The organism is Acinetobacter sp. P37 (genome assembly GCF_057480965.1).
In genome coordinates this window covers 1-24,580 of record NZ_JBLIYY010000017.1, presented here as the reverse complement: position 1 = coordinate 24,580, position 24,580 = coordinate 1, and the positions used below count along the sequence as shown (strand labels likewise).

Sequence of the window (24,580 nt, the reverse complement as noted above, 5' to 3'; positions counted from 1 at the left end):
CATTCAATGAATCAATCTGTCCAACATGCAAGTTCATTTCGCGAGCGCCTAGAACTGCATAAATCTATACCGCCACAGAGTTTTAAAAGTTACAACTCACAGTTTGACCCTTTAACCACTCCTGTCCTATCAGGTAATGAAAATTATGCGCCAACTTATTGGGTCGGCACAGCAGGTACGCCACCCGAAGATGATGGGCCATTAATGGGTGACACCGAAGCGGACATTGTCATTATTGGTGGAGGCTTCACTGGGCTATCGACAGCACTAACACTGGCTGAACAATTTGGTGCCGCACCTCTTGTGCTTGAAGCAAACCGTACCGCATGGGGCTGTACCAGCCGTAACGGTGGGCAAGGTCAAAATGCTTCGGGTCGTCTGTATCGCTCCCAATGGATTGAAAAATGGGGATTAGAGACCGCCAAACGTCTTGATGCCGAAATTCGGGAGGGCTTTGACTACTTTAAAGACCTCGTGAGCGGTATTGAATGTGATGCGCAAGATGGTGGACATCTTTATATCGCCCATCGTGCAAAAAAAATGGCTTTCCTTGAAAATGAAGGTCGCGTCATGAAAGAGGTGTTCGGCTATCAGACTCGTATGTTGAACCGTGAGCAACTGCATGAAGAGTATGTGGCTGATCAGGAAGCTGCCGGAGCCTTACTGGAACCCGATGGTGTTGGCGTACACCCCTTAAAACTGGCTTTTGGCTACTTAAAGCGTGCCCGTGCTGCTGGTGCCAAAGTACACACTTCTAGTCCAGTGCATGGCTGGGAAACGCGCAATGGCATCCACTATTTACGTACCCCAAATGGCATTGTCAAAGCGAAACGTGTAGCGGTTGCAACAGGTGGCTATACGCCTAATGGATTACACCCGCATCTATCTGGAAAAATCATGCCGATTTTATCCAATTCTATTGTGACGCGTCCTTTAACAGCTGCGGAACGTGCTGAAGCAGGCTTACACAGCACCACATTTATTACAGATACCCGAACTTTACGTCACTATTATCGCCTACTCCCTGATGGATCTATGCAATGTGGCAGTAGAAGTTCCTTAACAGGTGCGGATGCAGACAATCCAGTCCATCTCGAACGCTTAAAAGAAGGGCTTTATCGCAAATTTCCAAGTCTACGTGGCATACCTATTGCTTATTCTTGGTGGGGTTGGGTCGATGTGAGTCATGACATGATGCCTCGTATCGTACAACCCAACCCTGAAGAAAGCATTTATTACGCTATAGGTTATGGTGGTAATGGTGTGTCTTTCTCCGCGATGGCAGGACGCCGTCTCGCAGAACGCGTGATGGGAATACAACGCCCTCAATTTGAGCTTCCAATTTATCAATCCCCTTTGCCTTCACATCTGTTTCGACCATTTCGTCGACTCGGGCAAGCACTGTTATATCGCTGGTACCACTTAAGAGATGAAGTGCTTTAAGCGCACATTCAATCATCTGTAATGATTCGGTTATAAAAATATAAGAGGGAATCCATCATGTATGATTCAGATTCAAATCAAAGTTTAAAAAGTACTTTAAAACCCCGCCATGTTCAAATGATGGCACTCGGTGGTGTTATTGGAATGGGACTATTTGTAGGTAGTTCTGTAGTGATTCAATCTGCTGGTCCAGCCGCAATTTTGTCCTTCCTGATTACGGGTGTATTGATTATTTTAGTGATGCGAATGCTCGGTGAACTAGCAACCGCCTCTCCTGTATCAGGCTCCTTCTATGCATATGCACGCCATGCTTTCCAAGATTCGCCTTATTTATCTCGACTCGCAGGTTTCATGACGGGATGGATGTATTGGTATTTCTGGGTCATCGTGATTGCATTAGAAGCGATTGTCGGTGCAAAACTCTTGGCGTATTGGTTACCTGATACACCTCAATGGATTGTCAGTCTAGTTTTACTCGCCCTATTAACAGCAACTAACTTATTCTCCGTAAAATCCTTTGGTGAATTCGAATTTTGGTTCTCATCTATTAAAGTTGCTGCGATTGGTCTTTTCATTTTCCTTTGTTCTTTATATATGTTCGGTCTTTGGCCAAACCATCAAGCCGCGGGATTTGGTGAATTGTTAAATCATGGTGGCTTTATGCCAAATGGTTGGGGACCAGTCTTATCGGGTGCTGTTGCCGCAACTGGATTTTACTTTGGTGCAGAGATCGTCACCATTGCCGCTGCAGAAACTAAAGATCCTGAAAAATCAGTTGCCAAAGCCACACAATCCGTGATTTCTCGCGTCCTGATTTTCTATGTTTGCTCTATTTTATTAGTGGTCTGCATCGTCCCTTGGAACAGTACAGAAATTGCGACACCTTACGTAAGTGCACTAAAAGTATTGAATATTCCGTTTGTTGCGGACATTATGAATGTTGTGATTCTGGTGGCTGTACTCAGTTGCTTAAATTCTGGAGTTTATGCTGCAAGCCGTATGTTGTTTGCTTTAACCCAAAATGGCGATGCACCTCGTAGTTTGACCAAACTTTCAAAAAATGGGGTTCCTATTCGTGCCATTCTGTTCAGTACCTTATTTGGTTATTTCTCAATTTTAGCTTCATACTTCTCACCAGATGCTGTATTCCCTTTCTTGGTCGAATCTTATGGAACTGTAGCCTTATTTGTCTATATCGTGATTGCATTCTCTCAAATTCGTTTGCGTCGCCACTTAGAGCGTGTAGCACCTGAACGTTTAAAAGTTCGTATGTGGTGTTTCCCATACCTGAGTTATTTTGCAATCATCGGCATGCTTTCCATCTTTGCAGCCATGGCTTTTATTCCTAGTCTTCAAAAAGCGTTCTGGTTCGGTATCGCAAGTGCAGGCATCCTATTCTGTATCTTCATTATTCGAGATTATGTAGAGCTAATTAAATTACGTCATCAAAGTACTCAACTGAATACGCTCATCCCTGTCAAACAAACCAAAATTTAATCCTCAAACACAATGACCTGTACTTTGTAAAGGTCATCCTTGTCTTTAGGAAATCACACATGCTTTTAAAAGATAAACTTGCTGCATTTGCAGTGGTGTTCATCTGGGGTATTAACTTTTATTTTATGAAAGTTGGGGTCAGTGAGTTACACCCTATGCTCCTCGGATGTTTACGCTATCTACTGGTTTTATTGCCTGCTCTCTTCTTTATCCGAATTCCAAGCGTCGGGTGGAAATGGTTATTACTTTATGGCTTTATTAGTAACTTTTCTCAATTTGCATTTATGTTCAGTGCAATTGCGACTGGAATGCCTACAGGTCTAGTCGCTTTGGTGGTTCAATCCCAAGCATTTTTTACTGTCGTGATTGCAGCATTTTTATTACGTGAACAAGCCTTCTGGAACCAGTGGTTGGCCATAGCGATTGCCTTTATGGGCTTAATGCTAATTGCATTCGGTCAAAAACATAGTCATGTGCCATTAATGGGGCTAGCATTGGTTTTATGCTCTGCAATTTCATGGGCCTGTGGCAATATCGTAGTCAAAAAAATGGGGCCTGTTAACCCAATTGGTCTGGTCGTATGGGGCAATATTCTTACCCCTTTATGGTTTTTACTTTTAGCGGTACAAGATATTGGCTGGCAAGGTATCATAGCCGATTGGCATGCGCTGACATGGAAAGGATTTGGTGCTGCAGCATTTCTCGCTTACTTTGCCACTATTGTCGGATATGGCTTATGGATCTACCTACTGACACGTTATCCTGCTGCTAAAATTAGCCCATTGTCACTCTGGGTACCTGTTATAAGTATGATTTTTGCCTATTTATTTTTAGATGAAAAATTAAATACTTTGCAGTGGTTGGGTTCATGTATTGTTATGCTGGGTTTAATCGTGCATTTATTAGGATCAAAAATTCAAACTCTATTGTTAATGCAAAGAGCATCAAGCACTTAAATAATTATAATTTTCCCATATACACTCAAAGGCTTACTCAAAAGAGTAAGCCATATTCTGAACAGCCATTCATTCGAGTTAATCCTGTCCTTTTGAGAATCATCTTAGTATAACAATAAGTAAAATTTCAGAACCTACAGAGATGGGGGCATTTTAACTCAACCTCCGTTTCCTTTAAAAACTTAGGGGCTTAGGAAGTTAAGCATATTAAAAACTATGGTAACTTCCTAATATGAAAGCAAAAAATAGATACTATTCTCGTTCAAAAATCACAGAAGCAAAATTCAGGCAGATCATTCGCTTTTTTGCCATGGATTTTACCGCATCAGATACAGCTAAACTCACCGATATTTCTGTGCGTTCCATTAATACGATCTATATTAAATTGCGTAAAAAAATTGCGATTCAATGTGAAGAAATATCCCCTTTCAACGGTATTGTTGAGCTGGATGAGTCCTACTTCGGTGCGCGTCGTGTTCGTGGTAAACGAGGTCGTGGCGCATCAGGGAAAACCATTGTGTTTGGACTACTCAAACGAGATGGGAATGTATAACAGAAATTGTCCCAGATTGCTCCAAAGCCACGCTACAAGGCATTATCCGTGGGCATCTTGAGCTTGATTCAGTGATCAATACAGATGGCTGGAGAGGCTATGATGGTTTGGTTGATATTGGCTTTGACAAGCATTTGAGGGTGAATCATGGCAACAATGAATTTGCTTGTGGGGAGCGACATATTAACGGTATAGAATCCTTTTGGGGCTATGCCAAAAAGCGGCTAATCAAATTTAATGGAATTGACAAAAAGATGTTTTATTTGCATCTTAAAGAAACGGAGTATCGCTTCAATCATCGGCATAGTAATTTATACCTCGATTTGCTTAAACTACTCCGTAATAACCCTCTTTAACTTCCTAAGCCCTTATTTATTTTCTCTAAGTATCTGTGCAAACAATTTGACCTTTTCTAAGGTCTCATTTATTCCCTTATTAAAAAAATTATCGACGAGTGCTGAACCGATAACAATAAGATCTACTTTATTTACTAGTGCTCTAACATGGCTTTCATTTTTGATCCCAAAACCAATTGCAACAGGTATATTAAAAATCGGCTTAATTTCAGTCATCTTTTTCTCAAGATAAGATAAATTGAAGTCTCCTCCTGTTAAGCCATTTTCTGCAACATGATATAAAAACCCTGTCGCGCGCGCTGAAATTTGCTCTAACCTTTCAACTGGGGTAGTCGGCGCGGTCATTGCAATTAAATGCATATTTTTTTCATTTAACTGCACTTCAAAGTTTTCTCGATATCCATATGGAGCATCTAAAATCAATATTCCATCTATAAGATTTTCTGTTTCGGCGATAAGTGTCTCAAAACCATATTGCATAATCGGATTTAAATAAGTCATGAAAATTATTGGTGTCTGGTCATCATGCAGCCTGATTACTTTTACCAACTCAATGGTCTGTTTTACCGTTTGACCTGCATCTAAAGCCCGAAGATGCGCTGCCTGAATGATCTCTCCATCTGCCACTGGATCAGAAAATGGAATACCCACTTCAATAATGTCAGCCCCTGCTTGACCCAATTGGCTTAACAGACGACAACTTTCTGTAAAATTAGGATCTCCAGCAGTAAAATAACAGACCAGACCGCTTCGATTTTCCAGTTTCAATTGCTCTAATGTTTGATCTAGACGGTTCATGCTGTAGCTCCTGCAAGATATTTTTTGACCGTGTTTAAGTCTTTGTCTCCTCTGCCACTTAAATTGACAATAATGATCTGTTCTGGCTGCATTTCTTGAGCAAGTTGAATCGCATATGCAATCGCATGAGAACTCTCAAGAGCAGGAATAATACCCTCCTGTTGACTTAAAAGCTGAAAGGCATTTACCGCTTCTTGATCGGTGATCGCCGTATATGTAACACGTCTTGTTTCAAACAGAAGACCATGCTCAGGACCAACACCAGGATAATCTAAGCCAGCTGATATAGAGTGCCCCTCTAAAATCTGCCCATCTGAATCTTGTAATAAATAAGTTAAATTGCCATGCAGCACACCGACTTGACCCTTGCAAATAGAGGCGGCATGTTCACCGCTATTTGTTCCTTTTCCACCCGCTTCAACGCCAAACATTTTGACATTCAGGTCTTCTAGAAAAGGATGCATCAACCCTAATGCATTTGATCCTCCACCAACGCAAGCAACTAGAGCATCAGGCAGTTTATTTTCTTTCAGGAGTATTTGGTTTCTGGCTTCTAAACCAATAATTTTCTGAAATTCTCTGACCATGGTGGGATATGGATGAGGGCCCGCACCCGTACCCAATAGGTAATAGGTTGTATCCACATGACGAATCCAGTCACGTAATGCTTCATTCATGGCATCTTTTAAAGTCCCACGCCCTTTTTGAACACTTCTGACTTCAGCACCGAGTAATTTCATACGTTCAACATTCATTTGTTGCCGCTGAATATCTGTTTCTCCCATAAAAATGGTACATTTCATCTTAAACAGCGCGCAAACCGTTGCTGTTGCAACACCATGTTGCCCAGCACCCGTTTCTGCAATGATTCTGGTTTTGCCCATAAATTTGGCTAATAAGATTTGCCCTACACAATTATTGATCTTATGCGCACCCGTATGGTTCAAATCTTCTCGCTTGAAATATATTCGAGCGCCGCCTGCATAAGCTGTTAGGTTTTTTGCATAAAAAAGAGGACTAGGACGACCGACAAAGTCCGTTAAAATCTGATGATATTCAGCCCAAAATTCAGGTTTGTGCCGAACAGTATTAAAGGCTTGTTCTAATTCTTGAAGTGCTGGCATTAAGATCTCTGGCATGTAACATCCGCCAAATTTACCAAAAAATCCTAAGTCATCAGGACCATTACCTGCATAAGGGGTTGTCATCTCATATCTCTTTTACTATCAAAACTTGTTCGATCTTAAAATATTTTCATTTTGATGATAATTGATATATTTTGAGCTTATGGTGTTAGAAAATTTTACAACATGAAACGCAGAACATTACCTCCGCTTAATGCTTTAAAAGCTTTCGAAGCTGTCGCCAGAAATAAAAGTTTCAGCTTAGCTGCCGAAGAATTATGTGTCACCCATAGTGCGATTAGCCATCAAATAAAGCAGTTAGAAGAATGGTTGGATAAAAAATTGTTTATTCGACATTCCTCGACCATCTCTCTGACGGCGGATGCCGAAGAATTATCGCTCGTTTGTATGGAGCTTTTTAATCGTTTAGAACAATGCGTCTTTGAGTTAACAAATAAAACTTCAGAAGTAGAAGTTGTCATAGGCGCTTCTCATAGTTTTATGGCAAATTGGCTGATTCCTCGATTAGAAAAGCTCGAAGTCATTTATCCCAATATCCATATCAAATTAATGACATGTAATGACTTAAAATTGTTAGAAAAAGAGAAGGTTGACATATTGATCAATAGCGTCAGTGAGCATCATCTACTTCCCAACTTTTTGAATAAATATCTGTTATTTCCCGATAACATGGGTCCTATTTGTAATCGTGAAATAAATCTTCTTCATTCCGTAAATGATCTTTTAAACTATCCATTACTTCATACCCACTCAAATAAAAGTGCATGGCATACATGGTTTGATCAGTTTCAAATAAGCTTTTGCCCAAAATCCAATGACCGTTATTTTGATAGTCTGAATTTAATGATAGAAGCTGCAGTGTCTGGGTTAGGAATTGCCATAGCACCTCAAATTCTAGTAGAAAAAGAAATGTTAAATGGAAAGATCATTGCCCCTTTTGGTTTTATCTATTGTGACTATAATTTTTATGCAATGGTCAGAAAAAATAACGAAAATCGTGATGTTATGAATATCATTGATTGGTTAATGGCCGAAGAAAAAAGTTAAACATTTAATCTTTGATTTGAAAAATTCTATTCAATTGCTCATCTATAACGTCTATTTCACATTCTGTTCACGCTGTGCTGCCTAAGGTATAAAGATACACTTCATACGGACACTGATGATGAGACTTGTAAAAACACTTATTGCTACAGCCTTATCCTTGCCGCTTCTGTTGTTAGCCGGATGTAAAAGTATTCCCAGTTATTCAGCCGATTATGCTCAATCCAGAAACGGTATTCAGGGGATAGCGCTGGATCAGGCTAAAGCTCAGGATATCGGCCTCCGCTTTACCTCAGCCTTTAATACCTTGGGCACACCGAAATTTGTGGAAAGAGCCGGATCGCTGTATGCTGACCAGCTGTTTATTAACGATACCCTATCGCAATTTTCATCCCGTCAAAATCTGCTGGAGCACTTTCAAGGCATGAACAAACGGGTCAGCAAGGTCAGCGTCAAGCTGTTAAACGCTTCTTATCATCAGGACTCTGCCTATGTGCACTGGCATATGGCCTATGATTTTAAAATGTTCGGCACGACCCGCAGTATGGACTCTTACGGTATCAGTGAAATCAAGATCAACGAAAACAACAAGATTATTTTCCAGCAGGATTTCTGGGACCCTGCGAATGGCCTGTACCGTTCCCTGCCTTATGTTGGAGGGGTCTACTCATGGCTACTGCCTTTCAAAAAATAGCGATTAGTACAGCGTTAGTGATGGGATGTAGCTTCTGTCCATGGGCACAGGCACAAAGCCTGAATCAATGCGGCAATGGTCCGCTGATGGTGGGTCAAAAACAGGTCGGTATGGCCAGTTATTTTGCCCAAAACTGTAGCCAGTCCTGGGAAAAACAAAATATACAGATGGACTTTTCCTATACACAGAATATTCCGGAATGGGCATTTAAGCGTGCGGCCACACATTTACTGAAACGTAATGTTAAAGACGCAAAAATACATGCTCTATTCAACCCAATCACCGATTTGTATCGTCCGGTCAGATCAGGCGACCTCTACCGTTTAAAATACAACCATGCTACACAGACCCTGAGCTTATCTTTGAACCAGCAAAGTTTAGGGCAGCTTAAACATCCTCTGGCACAACAATATTTTAATATATGGCTGGGTCCCAAGCCATTTAGTGCTAAATTAAAACAGCAATTATTAAATTAGTGTCTGCCGCTATGTCGAAACATTTTATCCTGATGGTTGAAGACCATTATGAACTGGCCTCTACCCTATGCGAGTTTCTTGAAGAACATGGCTTTGTGGTCGATCACGCCCGCAATCTGAGTGCTGCTAGACAATTACTGAAACAGCAACGCTACCATATCTTGCTACTAGACATTAATTTGCCTGATGGTTCTGGTTATGAATTGTGCGAGTGGTTACGCAATGAAGAGGGGTTGGACTTACCTGTCTTGATGCTTACCGCTCGGGATACCTTGGATGACAAACTTAAAGGCTTCAATTCCGGCACGGATGATTATCTGGTCAAGCCCTTTGACTTTAACGAGCTAGTGGTTCGGGTCAAGGCCCTGATCAAACGTTCCCTGGGTGAAGTATCTAGCAGTCGTCTGCAAATTCATGACCTAATTTTGGACCCAGCAACACAACAGCTAACTCGAGCTGGGCAGAACATTGAATTGCCTCCGATTCAGTTTAAACTTTTGAAGCTACTAATGCGACATTCTCCTAAAGTACTGACCAAACAGGAAATTATGATGCAGCTTTGGGGTGACGAAGAGCCAGAAAGTGATGCTCTGCGCAGTCATATCTATAATTTACGCAAAATGGTCGATAAACCCTTTGAACAAAAGCTGATTCACACCATATCTGGGATTGGTTTAAAGATTGCTTTCGAAGATGAAGCCTAATTTAGGTACACAACAACAATCAGTCCAGTGGTCATTGCTAGATCAACATTCTGATGAGTGTCAAGATAATATTGCCTGTCAAACAGCTCCACACGCCAACCTAGCTGTTTGCATAGCTTTTGCACCAATTGCAATCCAATACCATGCCCTTTGATTTCCAGTTGTAGCTGCTGACCAGACAGTTCCTGAACTTTAGAATTGTTAGGTAAAGGCATGCCGACCCCATTGTCAGCAATCAGCACTTTATTTTTTTCCAGAATCACATCAATTTCTGTGCCCTGTGAATAGTTCAGCGCATTGCGCAGAATATTACCAAACACCATTTTGGTCATGGATGGATAAAGTTTACGCGGCTGTTCATCGAGGTCTTTTTGCAGGTCAATCTGCATGCCTTTGTTATGACTGACACTCTCTAGATCCTGCACCAGATTGTCCAGACATCCTGAAAGCATGGTCGGTTCAGCAGTTAAAGTATTGGTGGTATTGCGGGCAATGGCCAGCAAGGTATCGACCAGCAGCTGCATGTCTTCAATGGTGTTATGCAGGCGGGTAAAGGACTTGTTGTCGCCATAGCGTGCCTGACACAGCTGCACATTGCCTTTTAAAATGGTCAGTGGCGTGCGCAGCTCATGGCTAACATCTCCGGTAAATTCACGCTCACGCTGAATAAATTCGCTTAATACCTGATGATATTTTTCCAGCGCCTGCTTGAGGTATTCAGCTTCCAGATTGGAGTCGGTGCGGATGTCCTGAAAAGGCGAAGCCTGATTTTTCTGATGTTCCCAGTCGATATGTTCCAGCGCATTGGCCAACCGGGTAATCGGGGAAAAATAACGTCGGGCCCGACGGTTCCACCACCACAATACGCTATATAGCACAAACAGGCTGACCATCAGCGGTGCCAGACCAAACAGCCAGACCAGCTTGTTGACGTTGCTTTCGCCAAACACCAGCAGCACATACTGTCCGTCTTTTTCACCATAAACGGTCATGCGCTCTTTGCCATCGACAAAATGCCGGTTCACCCCTTGCTCAAGCTGCATGTGGCGAAATTGGACCGGCGGCACATCGTTCCAGCGGTAACCATACAGGTTTTTGGTGTCGGGCAGTTCAGCAGCTGGATTACGTTCCAGCCGCTGCCAGTAGTGGGACATTTCCTGTTCCAGCGCAGTTCTGAGCAATGAACCCTTGATTACCCAGGCACTACAGGCAATCCCGATCACCACAGACAGGGCAATGAATCCGATTTGCAGCCAGTAGTAGCGGTTAAACACCTCACCCAAAGGATGATCGCGTTTGTCCCTAAACAGCCTTAACATTGGTCTATTCCCCGCTGGCCCATCCGATTCATCTTTCAATTATATGGCTTTTTTCTTAAACAGAAAGTGGCCGATCACCCATTCACGTCCATGGTCATAACCAAATAGTTCGGCACAGGCCATAAAGAAAATTCGCCAGCGCTGCCACCAGATTGCAGCATCTGCACCATAGGTCTGTTCAAACAGGGGCTGCAGTTCGGCCTGCTTTTGGTCCATATTCTCCAGCCAGGCATTTGCGGTGCGTTCATATTGGGTGCCGGCCCATTGCCAGTGCTGTTCCAGCTGCAAATGCTGCTGGAAATGCAGGAAGGTTGAGGCTGCAGGCATCAGACCACCACTAAAGAAATATTTCGACATCCAGTCAAATTCATTTTTCACTTCAAACGGATAATGCAGGAAACGGTGACAGAAAATATGGCACCACAACAGGCCATCTGCTTTCAGCCAGGTGCTGATATTTTCAAACAGTTTTTGGTAATTACGTACATGTTCAAACATTTCCACCGAAACTACACGGTCGAAAGAAGCGGCTTCCAGTTGCAGTACATTGACGTCGCAGGTGATCACCGTCAGGTTCTGCAGTTTTTTCAGACGCGCCTGTTCCTGAATATACTGGCGCTGGGTCGAGGAATTCGACACCACCGTAATGCGGGCCTTGGGATAATGCTCGGCCATATACAGACTCAACGATCCCCAGCCACAGCCAATTTCCAGAATATCCTGTCCATCTTTTAACTGTGCACGCTGGCAATAGCTGGCCAGTGCGGCTTCTTCCGCCTGATCCAGGGTGGTATGAGTATGTTCAAACAGGCTAGCGCTGTATTTCAGACGCTTGCCCAGCACCGCCTGGAAAAATGCGGTGGGGAGTTCATAGTGCTGTTCATTGGCCTTTTCGGTCTCGATGGCAATCTCGCTGTTTTTCAGCATATGCAGCACATCCATATAGCGCCGAGCCGCCAGTGCCGGGTCAAAGCGTCCTTCCTGTGCCAGACGTTTTTTGCTTAGGCTGCGAATGCCGGCGCGAATGACTGAATCGGGCAGCTTGCCGCTTTCGACCAGTTTTAAAGATTGTTGAATCATAAAGTCCATGTATTTACCTACTGTTTGGGTGGCCACGGAATAAACATTGAAGTTCGTCGTTGATAGTCTTTATAGTTGTCGCCGCGATGTGCCAGCGCCTGTTGTTCACTAAAGGGAATCCCGGTGATGTAGTACAGAAACAGCCACATCAGCAGCGGATAAATCCATAATCCATAGGCACCTGCTGCCAGACCAAGGACCGGATAGGCAAACCAGTGCAGCCATTCAAAAAAATAATTCGGATGGCGCGAATATTTCCAGAGTCCCTGATCCATGGTTTTACCTTGATTCTGTGGATCTAGCTTAAAACGGTAAAGTTGTTGGTCGGCAGTGCTTTCGCCTATCAAAGCGGATAGCATGATCATGCCCGCCACAATCACAGTGACCAAAGTCCAGTCATTCCATTGCTCGGTCGAGATACTTACCAGCTTCAGCATTGGGTAAGAAAACAGTAGAGCCAAACCTGCCTGAAATATAAAAAACATCAGAAAACCAAGATGCTGATAATCCCCCATCGCTCGGCGCATGTTGGCATAACGCGTGTCTTCTTGGGTTTCACTGGCATAGCGCCGTAACAGATGCCAAGTCAGCCGTGAAAACCAGATCCCACTCGCCAGTCCCAGAAATAAGCGAACCAAGATCGGTGCACTGTCAATCGCCCAAGCGGCAATAATCACATTGAGGGCAATACTGAAACTCCAAGCGACATCGACCAGCCCTGCTCTGCGGTTATAGGTCACCAACACCCAGCTACAGAGCATGATAAAGACATTCAGCATCAGTAAATTCAGCAGCATTTCGGCCCTCCTGTTTTATCTTGGCTTAGTAGGCACTGGCTTCGAACAGCAGATGTACATCACTGATCACGCCTTCGCGGAAGCCACCTTCGCAATAACACAGATAAAAATCCCACATGCGGATAAAACGCTCATCAAAACCAAGCCCAAGTACCTGATCATGCTGCTGCAAGAAACGCTGACGCCAGCAGTGCAAGGTCTGGGCATAGCTCTGGCCGATATCTTGCAGATGTTTGAGTCGCAGTTTTTGTTCGGAAGCGGTCTGGGTCATGACACTGATACAGGGAATAAAACTGCCCGGGAAAATATAGCGCTTGATATAGTCCACGGTATTCAGGGCTTTGGCATAGCGTGCATCTTCAATCGTAATCGCCTGTATCAAGGCTAGACCATTCGGCTTGAGGAGCTCGCGGCATTTTCGGAAATAAGTTGGTAAATACTGCTCACCTACGGCCTCGATCATTTCAATCGACACCAGCTTGTCGTATTTGCCTTCCAGTAAGCGGTAATCTTTCAGCTGCACAGTCACACGATGTGACAGTCCGGCTGCAGCGACCCGGGCCACGGCTTCATCATACTGTGCTCTGGAAATGGTGATGGTGGTGACTTTGCAGCCATACTGCTGCGCGGCATAAATGGCAAAACCGCCCCAGCCGCTGCCAATTTCGACCAAATGATCCATCGGTTTGAGTTGCAGTTTCTGGCAGATCAGCTCTTTTTTATAATCCGAAGCCTGTTCCAGGCTCATGCCCGGCTCTTTAAACACCGCACTGGAATACATCATGCTGTAATCCAGGAACAGCTTGAAAAAGTCATTACTCAGGTCATAATGCTCGGCAATATTTTTGCGGCTGCCATCAATCGAATTCTTGCGCGATTTATACCAGACCTTTAACAGTAACTGGCTGGCTTTGGCCACTGCATTCTGATTCATCAGATCCAGCACATCGCGGTTACGTGCCAAAATGCGGATCACATCGACCAGATCTTCACTGCTCCAGTAGCCACGGATAAAACCTTCGGCAGCACCCAGTACACCATTACGGAACAGTAGATCCATCAGACGCACATCATGCACCTGTATCACCGCCTGTAAATCGCTATTTTCCCCGACAGCCCCGTTCCAGACACCTTTAAAAATCAGCTGACCATGGCGTAATTTCAGCAGGTGGCGCAGTACCACCGGCAGTGTGCTTTGCTCTCCCATGAATAGTGTTTTCATCGCAATGTATTTCCTTTTTCTTTTTTAGGATGTCGGTAAAACGGAATTTTCTTTTTCCATAAACGAAAGGCGTGCAGATAAATTCCGCTGACCATCCTGAAGGGTTCAAGAACTTTCAGTACAGCATAGCGATGCTGCTGTGAAGGAACCGTGATGGCCTGCAAGGAAAATTTCAGGGTGGCATCGAATTGCAAGATTCCCTGCTCAAACAGCTGCATATGAATCACGTTCTGCCTATCCGAAAAGCTGAAGCGCCAGCGATAATCCAGCCCCATCGGCATGAACGGCGACACATGAAAGGCCTTTTTAAAGTCAAACTGGTGACTCTGGTACGGCGCATGTTCGTCTGCATTGTTCCGGCAGTCGTGAATGTAGACCTGTCGTTCATTCCACGGTGTGTTGGTGATTTCACTCAGCACAAAGAGCAACTGGTCGGTGGCACCAAAGACCAGATAAAACACTACGGAATTGAAACGGAAACCCAGTGTGCGCGGCAAGGCCAGCACCCGGATGGAAGCGGCATGCGGTAACAGATAGTTTTCCCGCTTGATTAGCAGGCGTGCAACTTTCTGCCGGATTGAACCACATTCCATGCTCAGAAAATCGCGCTCATCCAAGGTCAGAAAATTCCAGCGGCTGGAAGACCAGAGCCAGGATTTACCGGTAAAGGTCGCGAGCTGATCCGGATCAAACCATAGATAGGTTAGCTGGGTCTCAAAAGCATGGGCTTTGGGCAAATAACGTCGGTGCCGGATTTCGGCAGAGGCAATCGCCAGTGGATACATCTGCATCATGTGCTCCTAGGCGGCCTGTTCGGCCTGTTTCAATAGCTGATCGACTACCCATGATGCGCTACGCGCCCCATCCTCATGAAAGCCCCAGCCCCAGTAAGCACCACAGTATGAAGTGCGGTTCTGGCTATTGATCTCGGCCCAGCGTTGTTGGGCTTCAATTGCGGGGGCATCAAACACCGGATGACGGTAATGCCGTTCGACCCAGACCTTTTTCGGATCCAAGGCAAAGTTAGGATTCAGGGTGGCAAAGACCTGAGTCTTGCATTGCAGGTTTTGCAACTGGTTCATCCAGTAACTGAAACCATAGTGCATACCGCTGTGCTGGAATGGCGTCTGTTCAGCTGCCTGACTCGGGGTGACATGCACATGCCAGCTGGCCCATTGACGACGGGATTTGGGCATGATGCGGGTATCAGAATGCACCACCATACGGTTAGCCTGATAGCGGAACTTGCCCAGCACGTCCAGCTCCTGCGCTGTCGGATCTTTAAGTAGTTTCAGGCTGTCGTCAGCATGACTGGCAAAGATTACCCAGTCAAAACGCTCACTGCCCTGTGCTGTTTCAACCAGTACACCATTGGAACTACGGGATACATGAAGCACACCCGTTTTGCGGAAGATAATATTCGTCTGGGACTGAATCGCACGAACGTAGCGAGCCGATCCACCCTTGACCGTGAGCCATAACGGCCGGTCTTTCAGTTGCAACATGCGATGGTGCTGGAAAAAGCTCACCACAAATTTATAGGGAATCTGTCCGGCCTGTTCCACCGGACAGGACCACAGCGCTCCACACATCGGATAGAGATGTTCCTGACGGAAGGCATCGCTATAACCATGTTGATTTAAATACTCATCAATACTGAGCTGTGCATCGACCTGTTCCACATCCAGATCTTTATTGGCCGCATAGAAACGGAACAAATCCGACAACATCGCGCGAAAATCTGCATTAAAAAAGTTTTGAGGTCGGAACAATAACGAGAATTTTTTTGAAGGATTGTACTGTAAGCCACTGACCTGATTATTCACCGAAAAGCTCATGTCACTGCTTTGCGATTGAATCCCAAGTTCTTTTAGCATCGAGCAGAACAGCGGATAGTTATGCTCATTAAAGACAATAAAGCCACTGTCCACCGCAACCTGTTCACCATCGATATTCAGCTGATGGGTATCGGTATGACCACCAAAGTAGTTATTCTTTTCAAAGACTATGACTTCATGCGCTTTGCTGAGTTTCCAGGCAGCGTACAGACCGGAAATACCTGAACCAATAATTGCAATTTTCATGGTGATTCCTTTGAATGAATAGTCGGAGTGCCGGTCTTGGCAGCTTTTTTCTGTTTTCGAGCCCGGGCAATTTTACTGACATCATAGACACGTGCGGGAATGGGCTTGAGTCCCCAGACCAGCCCGAACAAAGACATGAGTTTCAGCAGGTAATAGGTCACATCAATCTGCCACCAGTAAAAACCCTGCCGTGTACTGCCGGCATAATAATGGTGATTGTTGTGCCAGCCTTCGCCCAAGGTAATGATGGACAGAAATAAGTTGTTGCGGCTGTGATCTTCAGTGTCAAAATCCCGGCCGCCATAATGATGCGCCAATGAGTTAATACACAAAGTGGCATGGAGCAGCAACACAGTGGAGACCACAAACCCCCAGACCAGCAATTGCAGGCCGGAGGTACCGAGTTGCGGCCAGGTCATAGCCAACCACTCCCCTAGCGCATAAATACCGCCCGCGGTCAGCACCACCACAATTAAACTGAAACGGTCCAGCCAGATCAGTTCCGGATATTTCAGCCAATCTCTAATGACTTCTTTACGCGTGGCAAAGTTATATTCGTTTAAAAACCAGCCAACGTGGCTGTACCAAAAACCATGTGTTGAGGAGTGTGGATCTTGTAGTGTATCGGTATAGCGGTGGTGATAACGGTGATGGGCCGCCCACCATAGCGGACCACGCTGTGCACTCATAGTTCCAATTAACACAAACAGGAATTGCACCGGACGCGAAGTCTGAAAAGTTTTATGTGACAGATAGCGATGAAAAAAGGCCGTAATGGAAAACATACGGATTAGGTAGAATGCGAGCATGAAACCCAGTGCAAACCACGATACCTCCACCCAGAATACTGCCAGACAGGCCAGATGCAGTAGAATAAAGGGTAAAATTCTGAACCACTGAATTTTACTATTTTCAGCAGTCAGGGTTTTGGGCGCTGTGGGTGTAGACCAGCTGTCTATCCATCGAATTAGACTTTTCAACATGGACTCATCCTAATTTTAAGCGACTGTCTTTATTCTGTTTGATGAGTGTAATCAGCCAGATATGAATTTTATGTGAAGTGAAAAAAAGCCGAACTGTAAGAGTCTAGGCAGTTCGGCCAAAGGGTAGCAGATTAATGCGGTAATTTGATTAACTTTGTGATGTCGTAACCATAGTGTTTCGCAGTCTCCAGATACGACTGGTAGGTGGCTTCATCCAGTTGCGGTTCACGTGACAAAATCCACAGGTATTTACTGCTTGGTCCACCTACTAGCGCCACTTTATATTCCGGGTCAACTCTTAACACCCAATAATGACCTTTGGTAAAAGGCATCCAGCGCAAACCTTGCGGCAAAAAGCTGACCTTGAGTTTGCTGTTCTCTTCATTTTGTGGATAGGCAATACCTTCGGAGCTGATCATCTCTCCACTGGCAATACGGCAGCTATTTAATACCCCCATAGTCTGGTTAGCATTGACGCTATATTGTGCAGTGATATTGGATACACACTTACGCTGAAAATACATCGGTAGATGCGCAATTTCATACCACTTGCCCGCATACCGTTGGATATCTACCTGATCGACTGCCTGAGGTGGAACCGTTTCAGCTTGCGTAGTAAAGCTTAAGCTGATTATCGCCAGCGTTGTCGCTGCCAAAACAGACTTGAATAGCATCTTCATTTTTTAGCCTTGTTTGATTTTAGGCTTAAGATAACTCAACAGCATGTGAACAAAGCGTGAAGACGAAATGATGTGATTCAGGAGGCGTGCTGCTAAAAAAGTCCTAGACTGGTTTCCGGGTTAAAGCCATTCTTTGCTGTCATCTGCCACAGGGGTACCATGCATCACATGCTGAATCATGGCATAGGCAATACTGCCCTTGAACGGAATTTCGGGTAACTGATCAAATTTGAAAAACTGCGCATCGCTCAGTTCATTTTCCTGAATTTGAATGTCCCCTGTATGATATTCTGCCTTGAAGGCCATCATCAGATTGCTGGGAAACGGCCACGGCTGGCTGGCCAGATATTGAATATTTTTGATCTGTAGCCCCACTTCTTCTAGCGTTTCACGGCGTACTGCCTCCTCCAAGGTTTCGCCCACTTCGACAAATCCAGCAATCAGACTGTACATCTGGGTTTTATTGCGGGCATTTTTTGCCAGTAAAATTTCATCTTTGCCCCGGGTAATGATGGTAATCACACAGGGATTCACCCGTGGATACTGGTTATAGCCACAGGATGGACAGACCATGGCATACTGGCTGGCATGTTGCTGGGTGGCATGGCCGCATTTACTGCAAAAGCGGTGGTTACGGCGCCATTCCAGTAACTGTACTGCACGACTGGCCTGTTCAAATTGTGGTCTGTTCCAGACTTGCACCAGCTGCCGGATCGGAACCAGCTGATAACCTTCGGGCACTATTTCATCTTCTTTTAGATCGCGTGCAATGACCTGGCCATTTTCCGACAGGTTCAGGTCGTGCTGCAGTCTTTCCACTTGCGGCAACTGGAAATGATCATCCACCAGCAATTGCTGCTGTCTAAAAATATACGCTTTTGAATGCATGCTCGTGAGAATTCCCTGATTAAAAAAAATCCCATACTGGTGGTGTATGGGACAAAACTAAGGAAGCTTACATGGAGTAACTTCACGGAAGATACTAGGCGCACGTTGCCTGAATTACAACCATAATAATTTGTATCTTTTTGATTAAAATCACATAATTTTCACATCAATTATGAACTCAGAAATCATGAAAAGTAAGTTTCATCAACTGGCTTAGCGTTATAGAGATGAACGGTTTGTTATTGCAGCAAGCATAATTTCTGTGCAATGTATGTAATCCAAGACGATCATTTAGCCGAGTTGAATTGGCTCAACATGTGGGGTGATTTTTATTTTCACAAAAAATTGAACTGCCTAGATTTACACTTCGCTATCTTTGATCAGGTCTGGAGTGGCTATGCGTTTCGGTTTAATTCTGGGTGACCAGCTTCATCATCAGCTTGCTACGCTCAAAGCACTGGACCGTACCCGGGATGTGATCCTGATGGCCGAAGTGGTTGAGGAAGCCACTTATGTCGCCCATCATCCGCAGAAAATTGCCCTGATTTTTAGCGCCATGCGTCATTTTGCTAAAGAACTCAAAGCAGAAGGCTGGCGTGTACGTTATCATGCTTTTCAATCCGGCAGTCCGATTCGTAGCCTGCTGGATTTTGTGCAGGCACAGCAACAGCTGTTCCCCGTCACAGAACTGGTCATGACCCAATGCGGAGAATACCGCTTGCAGCAGCAGATTGAACAGCAGTGGAGCCAGCATCTGCAACTGCCGATACAGTGTCTGAATGACGAGCGTTTTTTCTGCAGTCCAGAGCAGTTCCGGCACTGGGCCAGCCGTTACCAGACACTCCGTATGGAATATTTTTATCGGGAAATGCGCAAGCAGACCGGCTACTTGATGCAGGGACAGCAGCCGCTTGGACAACAGTGGAACTATGACAGTGCCAATCGCAAGGCCTGGTCAGGCAGTCCACCATTGACCGCGCCACTGCACTTTGAACGCGATCAGATTGATCTGGATGTACTGGAACTGGTTGAACGCGAGTTTTCCCATCACCCCGGTAGCCTTGACGATTTCCGCTGGGCCACCACGCACAACAATGCCCTGCGTGCACTGCACCATTTTATTGATCACAGTTTGCCGCATTTTGGCGATTATCAGGATGCTATGGTGCAGGGAGCAGACACACTGTTTCACAGCCTGCTCTCGCCTTATCTGAACTGCGGCCTGCTGCTGCCCAGAGAAGTCTGTGATGCCGCAGAAGCGGCCTACCATGCCGGTCATGCACCGTTAAATGCAGTCGAAGGTTTTATCCGGCAGATTCTCGGCTGGCGCGAATATGTCCGCGGAATTTACTGGCTGTACATGCCGGAATATGCCAGCCGCAATGCACTACAGGACTCAGCGCTGCTGCCGCAATTTTACTGGACTGGCCGTACCCGGATGAACTGTATGGCGGAGTGTTTCCGCAATACCTTTCAGCATGCCTTTGCGCATCATATCCAGCGTTTGATGGTGACTGGTAATTTTGCTTTATTAACTGGTGTAGACCCACAGCAGATCAGTGAGTGGTATCTGGCAGTCTATGCCGATGCCTATGCATGGGTGGAACTGCCGAATACGCTGGGCATGGTGATGCATGCCGATGGCGGCTTGATGGCCAGCAAGCCCTATGGGGCTTCGGGTAATTACATCCATAAGATGTCGGATTACTGCAAGCACTGCAGCTACAATGTCAAAACCCGTACCGAACCGGACAGCTGTCCTTTCAACAGCCTGTACTGGTATTTCATGATCCGGCATGAAGCGACATTCCGTACTCATCCACGTATGTGCATGATCTATCGACAGCTGGACAAGCTTAAAGATCGGCCTCAGATTATCAGCCATGCCCAGCAACTTCTTAGCCGGATTGATGAGTTATAAACCATGAAAAAACAGCATTTTCCTGAAAAAATCTGTATGCACTGTTTGCGTCCTTTTACTTGGCGCAAAAAATGGCAACGCTGCTGGGAGGAAGTCAGATACTGTTCTGAACGATGTAAACGTGAGTCCAGACAGCGATCAAAATCAAACGCTTAGAAACGCTTGTATTGCCGTGAACAATAGGCCCGTATCACGTCGGGTGAACGCAGTTGCAGATGTTTGGTTTTTCGGCCGGTCACGCGTTCACGCCACATTTTAAAGCTACTGGGTTTCATATTTTGCCGCATCAAGCGGATCACCGCCGCTTCATTTAAACCATACTCACATAAAATAGCTTCAAAAGGAGTTCTATCTTCCCAAGCCATTTCTATAATTCTGGATAAGTCCTCTTCAGAAAATTGATTCATACCATTCTCGTTTTTAATCATCACGAAGCGTCAATAAGCTTTATCGACTTTAATCTGACTAAAAGAATAACAATACAGTCATGAATTTTTTGTGATTTTTCTCTAGTTTACGGACTCAGCACGAATAAAAGGGCTAGTTAAACTAGCCCTGTTAAGTCTTAGTTACCTCTATAAGTCGAATATCCATAAGGACTTAAAAGTAGAGGAATATGATAATGGCTGACACTTCCATCTACCTTAAAAATTACAGGAACTTCAGGAAAGAAAGTATCTTGCTTATTTTTTTTAAACCAGTCCTCAGTTTTAAAAGTAACTTTATAAATACCGGCTTCAAGCTTCTGATTTTCAGGAAACAATCCAGTAATACGGCCATTAGGACCAGTATATTGCTGATTTAACTTCACCCATTTATTCCCAGTACTTTTTTCGAGTACCACTTCGACTTGAGCTGAGGGTAGACCATTTTCTAGATTCAACACATGCACACTTAAAGGGTTAGTTTGTGCGAAAGTCATTGAGGTCAACAATAGTGTTGAAAGTGGCAATAATTTTTTAAACATGATGAATTCCTTAAGGATTGAAAATAGACTTAACAGCTGTTTCAGCGCAGTAATGGTCATTTTTTGCACCCCCTGCTCCGGCAACGCCAATGGCACCGACCACCTGATTTTCATAACTCACAGGTAGGCCGCCACCCAACAGCAGTAGATTGGATAAAGTGGTTAAATTTTTTGCATCCTTGTTTTCATTGGCATTTTGACTTAACAACATAGTCGCCGTTTTGGTCGATAAGGCGGTATAGGCTTTCTTTTCAGCTGCGCCCAAATTATGCGGTCCGACAGTTTCATGCCTGTTTGCCATTAACGTATTTCCGCCCCGATCCACCACCACCACAGCGATATTGTGCTGTATTTTTTGACACGCAGTCACCGCAGCATCCGTAAGAGTTCGTGCTGACTGAGAATCAAGTGAATAAACTTGATTGAATTGAACGGATTGTGCAAAAGTACTGCTACTCATCAGCATTACTGTTGCAATAAGCCCTTTGAGTTTGTTCATCATGATTGCCCTGAATTAAGTTTTAAAAATCTTATACAACCTGAATGATTTGAAGGATGACAATCACATTACAAAGTTGTCATCTTTAAAATGAGTCTGAACAAAATGTGTATTCTAATTATCGAAGATGAAGCGAAGATCGCCTCATATCTGGTTAAAGGGTTAAATGAATCTGGCTATGAGGCGCAATGCGTCCATTCAGGACTAGAAGGTTTGGAAAAGTTAAAGATGCATGCATATAGCCTAGTCATATTAGATGTAATGTTGCCCGATATTGATGGCTGGGCAGTCCTGAAAGTCTTGCGACAATTTTCCCAAATTCCGGTCATTTTTCTTACAGCAAAAGATCAGGTGATTGATCGGGTCAAAGGTTTGGAACTGGGCGCCGATGATTATCTGGCCAAGCCTTTTTCTTATATTGAATTACTGGCCCGAATTAAAAGTCTACTTAGGCGCCAGCAGTATGCACAGGAAAACCAATTAGAAATTGCCAATCTGAAATTGGATTTGATCCATCATAAAGTCTGGCGTAACGAGCAGTCGATAGAACTCAGTAGAAAAGAATTCAACCTTTTGCGCTTTCTGCTGCGCCATCCGAATGAAATTATTACGCGCAGGCAAATAGCTTCTGAAGTCTGGCAGATCAATTTTGATACCGATACCAATTTTATTGATGTAGCGGTAAGGCGTTTACGTAGTAAAATTGATGAGGGACATGATATAAAGTTAATTCATACTGTTCGCGGTTTGGGCTATAAAATTTCGGCAGAGAAATAATGTTGAAACCGATTCGTTCGCTAGAACTCCGATTAACACTCTTGGTTACAGGGTGTGCTGCAATGGTCTTGTGCGGTGTAGCATTTATGACCTATCTGGGTATCAACCAGATTTTAATTGCTCAGCAAGATAGGGCTTTGATTGAGCGAATTGAGCGACTGGAAATATTACTACAAGACAGTAGCAATATTGAACAGATTATCGCTCGCCCGAAGCTGTATCAAAACATGTTGGGAAATCAGGATAATTTGTTTTTATTGATTCAGGGTGATCAGGCGCTGATCAGCATTAATCCTCTTGGCATTCCTCTACCTGAATTTACCCATCAGCCCCAAATTCAATTCCAAGATTTATCGGCGCATGCTTATCCCACCCGCATTGCCTGGAAAACTATTCAAATTAATCGCCAGCCGTATCTGTTAATTGCAGGCAAACAGTGGTCTGAACGTTTAGGCATCATTGCACCTTTTCAAAAGAGCCTTGTCATTTATGTTTTCACAGGTATCTTGGCGATTTTCATCCTTTGTGCTATTGCTAGCCATCTGGGATTAAAAGTATTAAGAACCCTGCGAGAACAAACCCATGCGATAAATATTCAGCAACTTGAACAGCGACTCAATCTGCCCTATCCCCCTCAAGAGATTGCACAACTAGCCTCCGATATCAATGCCATGCTCGACCGTATTGAGCTGGGATATAGCCAGCTGAATCGTTTTTCAGAAGACATTGCGCATGAATTTAGAACACCATTGAATAATTTAATAGGACAAACCGAAATTTTACTCATGAGTGAACGCAGTCCCGTACAATATCAGGAAGTGCTGATTTCCAACCTAGAGGACTATCAACGCTTAAAAAGAATGATTGACAGCATGTTATTTCTGGCACGTGCAGATGCGCAGAAGGTTTGCTTAAACAGACAAAAAATCCAACTTCAATCCTTTATAGAAAATATCTTCAGCATTTTTGAGTATCAAGCCGAAGAACAACACTGCAATTTTGTTTTAAAGCTTGAGGCAACTGAGCTATTGGCAGATCCAGAACAGTTACAACAAGCTCTGTATAATCTGCTCTCCAATGCCCTGATTCATGGCGGCAAGCACCGGACTATTTATGTGCATAGCTATCGAAAGATCATCAACAAACTGCCTATGATTGCGCTATCGGTCGTGACCAGTGGTTTAGAAATTGCCCCGGAACATTTGCCGCATATCTTTGAGCGATTTTATCAATGCAGTTCCAGTAGACAAAGTTATCATCAAACAGGTGGTTTGGGACTATCCATTGTGGCATCTATTATGACGCTTCATCAAGGGATGTATCAGGCGATTAATAGCGCAGAAGGTATATGCTTTGAACTGCTTTTCCCAGATACGTGATTCACATTCACACTGAGCTTATATCATTTTTTGTAATCACTCTGAATTCTCCCATCCACCAAATTAATGGTTCGATCACAGGTTCCATACAAACACGAATCATACCTGACAAAAAATACGGCACAAAATCACCGAAATTAAAAGTAAAAATGGTGGAAGTTAGAATCAAAGCCGATGACAATAAAAATTTTTAACCCATTTCAACTCAAATAAAATTTTCTCTGTACACGACAAATTTCACAGAACCCTTATCCTATCAGGATTCTGCTTTCTTAAAATTGCCAAAATTTCCTTAAACTCTTCTTTTTTCCCAAAACC

25 protein-coding genes and 2 pseudogenes are annotated in these 24,580 nt (G+C 44.2%); 12 read left to right on the top strand and 15 right to left on the bottom strand.

Translation table 11 applies throughout. From position 1 onward, the window contains the following. Window positions 1–6: 6 nt before the first annotated feature. The 4 genes and pseudogenes from AC25JC_RS14045 to AC25JC_RS14030 all read left to right on the top strand — a co-directional run bounded on the left by AC25JC_RS14045 (window position 7) and on the right by AC25JC_RS14030 (window position 4,805). Entirely contained in the window at window positions 7–1,443 is a 1,437-nt protein-coding gene (locus tag AC25JC_RS14045) for an NAD(P)/FAD-dependent oxidoreductase (protein ID WP_486924268.1), read from the top strand. 57 nt (window positions 1,444–1,500) lie between these two features. Beyond that, window positions 1,501–2,940 carry an amino acid permease gene (locus AC25JC_RS14040; protein ID WP_249682298.1) on the top strand — a complete coding sequence of 480 codons (1,440 nt, stop codon included), beginning with the start codon at window positions 1,501–1,503 and terminating at the stop codon, window positions 2,938–2,940. 59 nt (window positions 2,941–2,999) lie between these two features. Beyond that, entirely contained in the window at window positions 3,000–3,896 is an 897-nt protein-coding gene (locus AC25JC_RS14035; RefSeq protein ID WP_486924267.1) for an EamA family transporter, read from the top strand. 232 nt (window positions 3,897–4,128) lie between these two features. Next, window positions 4,129–4,805: pseudogene (locus AC25JC_RS14030) on the top strand (IS1595 family transposase). A 12-nt stretch (window positions 4,806–4,817) separates the two neighbouring features. On the opposite strand, the gene trpA reads toward AC25JC_RS14030, so the two are convergent. Beyond that, on the bottom strand, window positions 4,818–5,603 hold the full coding sequence (gene trpA, locus AC25JC_RS14025; protein WP_486924266.1) for a tryptophan synthase subunit alpha: 786 nt from the start codon (window positions 5,601–5,603) through the stop codon (window positions 4,818–4,820). Continuing rightward, window positions 5,600–6,811, bottom strand: a complete 1,212-nt coding sequence (gene trpB / locus AC25JC_RS14020; RefSeq protein WP_249708765.1) for a tryptophan synthase subunit beta — start codon at window positions 6,809–6,811, stop codon at window positions 5,600–5,602. The genes trpA and trpB overlap by 4 nt, the downstream gene beginning before the upstream one ends. Before the next feature lie 102 nt (window positions 6,812–6,913). Here trpB and AC25JC_RS14015 point away from each other — a divergent pair, with 102 nt between their 5' ends. The 4 genes from AC25JC_RS14015 to AC25JC_RS14000 all read left to right on the top strand — a co-directional run bounded on the left by AC25JC_RS14015 (window position 6,914) and on the right by AC25JC_RS14000 (window position 9,666). Next, window positions 6,914–7,795, top strand: a complete 882-nt coding sequence (locus AC25JC_RS14015; protein ID WP_168407597.1) for a LysR family transcriptional regulator — start codon at window positions 6,914–6,916, stop codon at window positions 7,793–7,795. Between the two features lie 118 nt (window positions 7,796–7,913). Continuing rightward, window positions 7,914–8,486, top strand: coding sequence for a nuclear transport factor 2 family protein (locus tag AC25JC_RS14010; RefSeq protein WP_180024907.1), 573 nt, complete (start codon window positions 7,914–7,916; stop codon window positions 8,484–8,486). After that, window positions 8,462–8,962: a chalcone isomerase family protein gene (locus AC25JC_RS14005; protein WP_180153276.1), complete on the top strand. Its 501-nt coding sequence runs from the start codon at window positions 8,462–8,464 to the stop codon at window positions 8,960–8,962. The genes AC25JC_RS14010 and AC25JC_RS14005 overlap by 25 nt, the downstream gene beginning before the upstream one ends. Before the next feature lie 11 nt (window positions 8,963–8,973). After that, on the top strand, window positions 8,974–9,666 hold the full coding sequence (locus AC25JC_RS14000; RefSeq protein WP_005177281.1) for a response regulator transcription factor: 693 nt from the start codon (window positions 8,974–8,976) through the stop codon (window positions 9,664–9,666). On the opposite strand, the gene AC25JC_RS13995 is transcribed toward AC25JC_RS14000, so the two are convergent. The 9 genes from AC25JC_RS13995 to nudC form a co-directional block, all read right to left on the bottom strand. Further along, window positions 9,663–10,985, bottom strand: a complete 1,323-nt coding sequence (locus tag AC25JC_RS13995) for a sensor histidine kinase (protein WP_486924265.1) — start codon at window positions 10,983–10,985, stop codon at window positions 9,663–9,665. The genes AC25JC_RS14000 and AC25JC_RS13995 overlap by 4 nt on opposite strands. Before the next feature lie 39 nt (window positions 10,986–11,024). Next, entirely contained in the window at window positions 11,025–12,074 is a 1,050-nt protein-coding gene (locus AC25JC_RS13990; RefSeq protein WP_249734874.1) for an SAM-dependent methyltransferase, read from the bottom strand. 8 nt (window positions 12,075–12,082) lie between these two features. Continuing rightward, window positions 12,083–12,862 carry a DUF1295 domain-containing protein gene (locus tag AC25JC_RS13985; RefSeq protein ID WP_486924264.1) on the bottom strand — a complete coding sequence of 260 codons (780 nt, stop codon included), beginning with the start codon at window positions 12,860–12,862 and terminating at the stop codon, window positions 12,083–12,085. A gap of 25 nt (window positions 12,863–12,887) precedes the next feature. Then, on the bottom strand, window positions 12,888–14,084 hold the full coding sequence (locus AC25JC_RS13980; protein WP_249708769.1) for an SAM-dependent methyltransferase: 1,197 nt from the start codon (window positions 14,082–14,084) through the stop codon (window positions 12,888–12,890). Continuing rightward, complete coding sequence (locus tag AC25JC_RS13975; protein WP_180024909.1) at window positions 14,081–14,875, bottom strand: DUF1365 domain-containing protein; 795 nt, start codon at window positions 14,873–14,875, stop codon at window positions 14,081–14,083. The genes AC25JC_RS13980 and AC25JC_RS13975 overlap by 4 nt, the downstream gene beginning before the upstream one ends. Before the next feature lie 9 nt (window positions 14,876–14,884). Then, window positions 14,885–16,168 (bottom strand): NAD(P)/FAD-dependent oxidoreductase, encoded by a 1,284-nt coding sequence (locus AC25JC_RS13970; protein ID WP_180102710.1) that lies wholly within the window; start codon window positions 16,166–16,168, stop codon window positions 14,885–14,887. Continuing rightward, a complete protein-coding gene (locus AC25JC_RS13965) occupies window positions 16,165–17,151 on the bottom strand; it encodes an acyl-CoA desaturase (RefSeq protein WP_249708770.1) in 987 nt (328 codons plus the stop codon). Before AC25JC_RS13965 ends, AC25JC_RS13970 begins: the two co-directional genes overlap by 4 nt. A 131-nt stretch (window positions 17,152–17,282) precedes the next feature. Continuing rightward, window positions 17,283–17,831, bottom strand: a complete 549-nt coding sequence (locus tag AC25JC_RS13960; RefSeq protein WP_180102712.1) for a lipocalin family protein — start codon at window positions 17,829–17,831, stop codon at window positions 17,283–17,285. Window positions 17,832–17,951: 120 nt separating this feature from the next. Then, window positions 17,952–18,719, bottom strand: a complete 768-nt coding sequence (gene nudC / locus AC25JC_RS13955) for an NAD(+) diphosphatase (RefSeq protein WP_168397580.1) — start codon at window positions 18,717–18,719, stop codon at window positions 17,952–17,954. 397 nt (window positions 18,720–19,116) lie between these two features. Between nudC and AC25JC_RS13950 the strand changes: the two genes are divergently transcribed. Both AC25JC_RS13950 and AC25JC_RS13945 read left to right on the top strand, forming a co-directional pair. Beyond that, on the top strand, window positions 19,117–20,640 hold the full coding sequence (locus tag AC25JC_RS13950) for a cryptochrome/photolyase family protein (protein WP_286420576.1): 1,524 nt from the start codon (window positions 19,117–19,119) through the stop codon (window positions 20,638–20,640). Window positions 20,641–20,643: 3 nt separating this feature from the next. Then, complete coding sequence (locus AC25JC_RS13945; protein WP_078194309.1) at window positions 20,644–20,796, top strand: DUF2256 domain-containing protein; 153 nt, start codon at window positions 20,644–20,646, stop codon at window positions 20,794–20,796. Here the strand turns inward: AC25JC_RS13945 and AC25JC_RS13940 are convergent. The 3 genes from AC25JC_RS13940 to AC25JC_RS13930 all read right to left on the bottom strand — a co-directional run bounded on the left by AC25JC_RS13940 (window position 20,793) and on the right by AC25JC_RS13930 (window position 22,106). Further along, window positions 20,793–21,047, bottom strand: a complete 255-nt coding sequence (locus AC25JC_RS13940; RefSeq protein WP_249708774.1) for a TIGR03643 family protein — start codon at window positions 21,045–21,047, stop codon at window positions 20,793–20,795. The genes AC25JC_RS13945 and AC25JC_RS13940 overlap by 4 nt on opposite strands. A gap of 158 nt (window positions 21,048–21,205) precedes the next feature. Further along, window positions 21,206–21,607, bottom strand: a complete 402-nt coding sequence (gene uraH / locus AC25JC_RS13935) for a hydroxyisourate hydrolase (protein ID WP_004981585.1) — start codon at window positions 21,605–21,607, stop codon at window positions 21,206–21,208. Between the two features lie 10 nt (window positions 21,608–21,617). Next, window positions 21,618–22,106, bottom strand: a complete 489-nt coding sequence (locus tag AC25JC_RS13930) for a GlcG/HbpS family heme-binding protein (protein WP_171263817.1) — start codon at window positions 22,104–22,106, stop codon at window positions 21,618–21,620. 105 nt (window positions 22,107–22,211) lie between these two features. Here AC25JC_RS13930 and AC25JC_RS13925 point away from each other — a divergent pair, with 105 nt between their 5' ends. Both AC25JC_RS13925 and AC25JC_RS13920 read left to right on the top strand, forming a co-directional pair. Then, complete coding sequence (locus AC25JC_RS13925) at window positions 22,212–22,883, top strand: heavy metal response regulator transcription factor (protein ID WP_005177241.1); 672 nt, start codon at window positions 22,212–22,214, stop codon at window positions 22,881–22,883. Then, window positions 22,880–24,262 carry a heavy metal sensor histidine kinase gene (locus AC25JC_RS13920; RefSeq protein ID WP_155756615.1) on the top strand — a complete coding sequence of 461 codons (1,383 nt, stop codon included), beginning with the start codon at window positions 22,880–22,882 and terminating at the stop codon, window positions 24,260–24,262. The genes AC25JC_RS13925 and AC25JC_RS13920 overlap by 4 nt, the downstream gene beginning before the upstream one ends. Before the next feature lie 23 nt (window positions 24,263–24,285). Here the strand turns inward: AC25JC_RS13920 and AC25JC_RS13915 are convergent. Further along, a pseudogene (locus AC25JC_RS13915) lies at window positions 24,286–24,387 on the bottom strand (ABC transporter ATP-binding protein); the annotation flags it as partial. Window positions 24,388–24,580: the final 193 nt, after the last annotated feature.